Source organism: Oleiphilus sp. HI0132 (genome assembly GCF_001635845.1).
Genome location: NZ_LWGJ01001578.1, coordinates 1 through 2,224, shown reverse-complemented (window position 1 = coordinate 2,224; position 2,224 = coordinate 1). Strand labels below are relative to the sequence as shown.

2 protein-coding genes are annotated in these 2,224 nt (G+C 44.9%); both read right to left on the bottom strand.

The window, feature by feature from the left end; all coding sequences use genetic code 11:
* Positions 1–529, bottom strand: a 529-nt coding sequence (locus A3766_RS24375; protein ID WP_369808652.1) for an ABC transporter permease, incomplete at its 3' end; no start/stop codon positions are given.
* Positions 530–775: 246 nt separating this feature from the next.
* The gene (locus A3766_RS24370; RefSeq protein ID WP_068515165.1) at positions 776–2,164 is read right to left on the bottom strand and encodes a CmpA/NrtA family ABC transporter substrate-binding protein; all 1,389 of its coding nucleotides are present in this window, start codon (positions 2,162–2,164) and stop codon (positions 776–778) included.
* Positions 2,165–2,224: the final 60 nt, after the last annotated feature.

The following is a 2,224-nucleotide window of genomic DNA, read 5'->3' as shown; positions in this document are numbered from 1 at the left end:
TTACGGTGATCATCGAAACAATAAAGGACTTGGCTACCAGTGGATCTGACGAGACGTAGAGTGCACTCACCAAGATTGTCACCAAGGGTAACCAAGCCAAAGGAGAAACAGGTTTGAACACCTGAATAATCGGGTTAACAGCCGAGTTCAGTGTTTTATTCAGGCCAATGGCAATGCCTAGGGGAATCGCTATCGCTGCAGCCAATAAGAAGCCAGAAGCGACCGTCTTTAAGCTGGTAAAGATCTGATCGAGGAAAGTTTCTTTCCCGGTATACGCTCTGATTTTAGGCACATAAGATGGATCTTCAGCCACTCGTGCCGCATTTCTTTTCTCTTGCCTTTCGTAGAAGGCTTGCTCTTTAGTCCGCTCGGAAACGTGCTCATCATATAAAGAGACGAACTGCTCCATTACCATCGCGGGACCCGGAAACTGCCCCAAAGAAGTTTTAACACTCTGTGCGGCTGCCGCCCAAATAATGAGAAATACCGCAATACCTGCCATGGGTATTGCCAGAGTCTTCGCTGCCATCGCACCAAACTCTAATACCTTATCCAACCAAACAATTGGTTGTTCTATATCGTCCTTAAGAGATGTCGCCGTTGACATAATCTTCTGCTCCTGCTTAAAGCTACTTCAGTTAACTGACGACTCTCGTTCTAACAAACATTGAGAGCCGATCAAGATAAATCTTTCTTAGACAAACTTCGTTATCAGCAGTCAGACAACAAACCCTGGTTCAGGCCAGCATTTGTCGTCCGACATATGTAATACTCTTTAGATCTTGTCGCCTGATTTCAGACCAATTGAGAACTTCTCGATATACTTGTTTGGTTGTGTACCGTCATAAACAATGTTATCGATAAAGTGCGTTTGTGGGTCACGGTAGCCATCTTCAGTAGAGAAGTCTGGGAAGTCAGCCGCTTTCGCTTTACCTTCTTTGATCAAAGACTGCGCCGCACGTGCATAGATATCAGGACGATATACTTTCTTCGCCAAATCTTTGTACCACTCGTCGCTCTTATCTTCAGAGATCTGACCCCAACGACGCATTTGCGTTAGATACCAGATAGCATCTGAGTAGTATGGGTAAGTCGCGTTATAACGGAAGAATACGTTGAAGTCTGGTACTGAACGCTTATCGCCTTTCTCGTACTCAAAAGTACCCGTCATACTGTTTGCAATAACGTCATAGTCAGCACCAACATAGTTAGGTTGTGACAAGATCTTAACCGCTGCTGGACGGTTAGCATTGTTGTTAGCATCTAACCACATCGCTGCACGAATCATCGCTCGCGTTAAACGAACTGTCGTATTCGGGTATTTCTCAGCAAATTCTTTAGTAATACCAAATACTTTCTCTGGGTTGTCTTTCCAGATCTCGTAATCAGTCACTACTGGCACACCGATACCTTTGAATACGGCCTGCTGGTTCCAAGGCTCACCTACACAGTAGCCATAGATCGTGCCGGCTTCCAAGGTAGACGGCATTTGTGGTGGAGGTGTTACTGATAGCAAGGCATCTGCATCGATCTTACCTGTCGTGTCACCCTTATGAGGCGCGTAGTAGCCAGGGTGAATACCGCCCGCTGCTAACCAGTATCTTAGCTCATAGTTATGAGTCGAAACCGGGAATACCATCCCCATGTTAAAAGGCTTTCCATCTTCCTTGTACTTCTCGACAACTGGCTTCAGCGCATCAGCTTTAATTGGGTGAACAGGTTTTCCATCAGCCATCTTTGGAATATTTGGCTTCATCTGTTCCCAAATATCATTTGAAACGGTGATCGCATTACCATTCAAATCCATTGAGAAAGGCGTAATGATATGAGCTTTAGTTCCATAACCCATCGTCGCTGCAATAGGCTGTCCCGCTAGCATATGTGCACCATCCAAGCGACCGTCAATTACGCCATCAAGCAAGACCTTCCAGTTAGCTTGAGCTTCAATTTTGACGTACAGGCCTTCATCCTCAAAGTAACCGTTTTCATAGGCGACAGCTATTGGCGCCATGTCTGTTAGTTTGATAAAACCGAAAGTTAACTCCTCTTTTTCCGGATAGCCTAATTTCTCTGCATGCGCCGCGCCGCTAGTCATACCAACTGCGACACTTGCGCTGATTACTGTTGTCATCGTTGCCGTTTTTAACGATTTAAACCACTTCATAAAACGCTTCCTTTATATCAATGAATCAATAATAAACTTTCAAAAAATCCAAAAAAAAGG

Coding starts and splice junctions, on each gene's coding strand:
- A3766_RS24370 (WP_068515165.1), bottom strand. CDS start 2,164: ATGAAGTGGTTTAAATCGTTAAAAACGGCAACGATGACAACAGTAATC.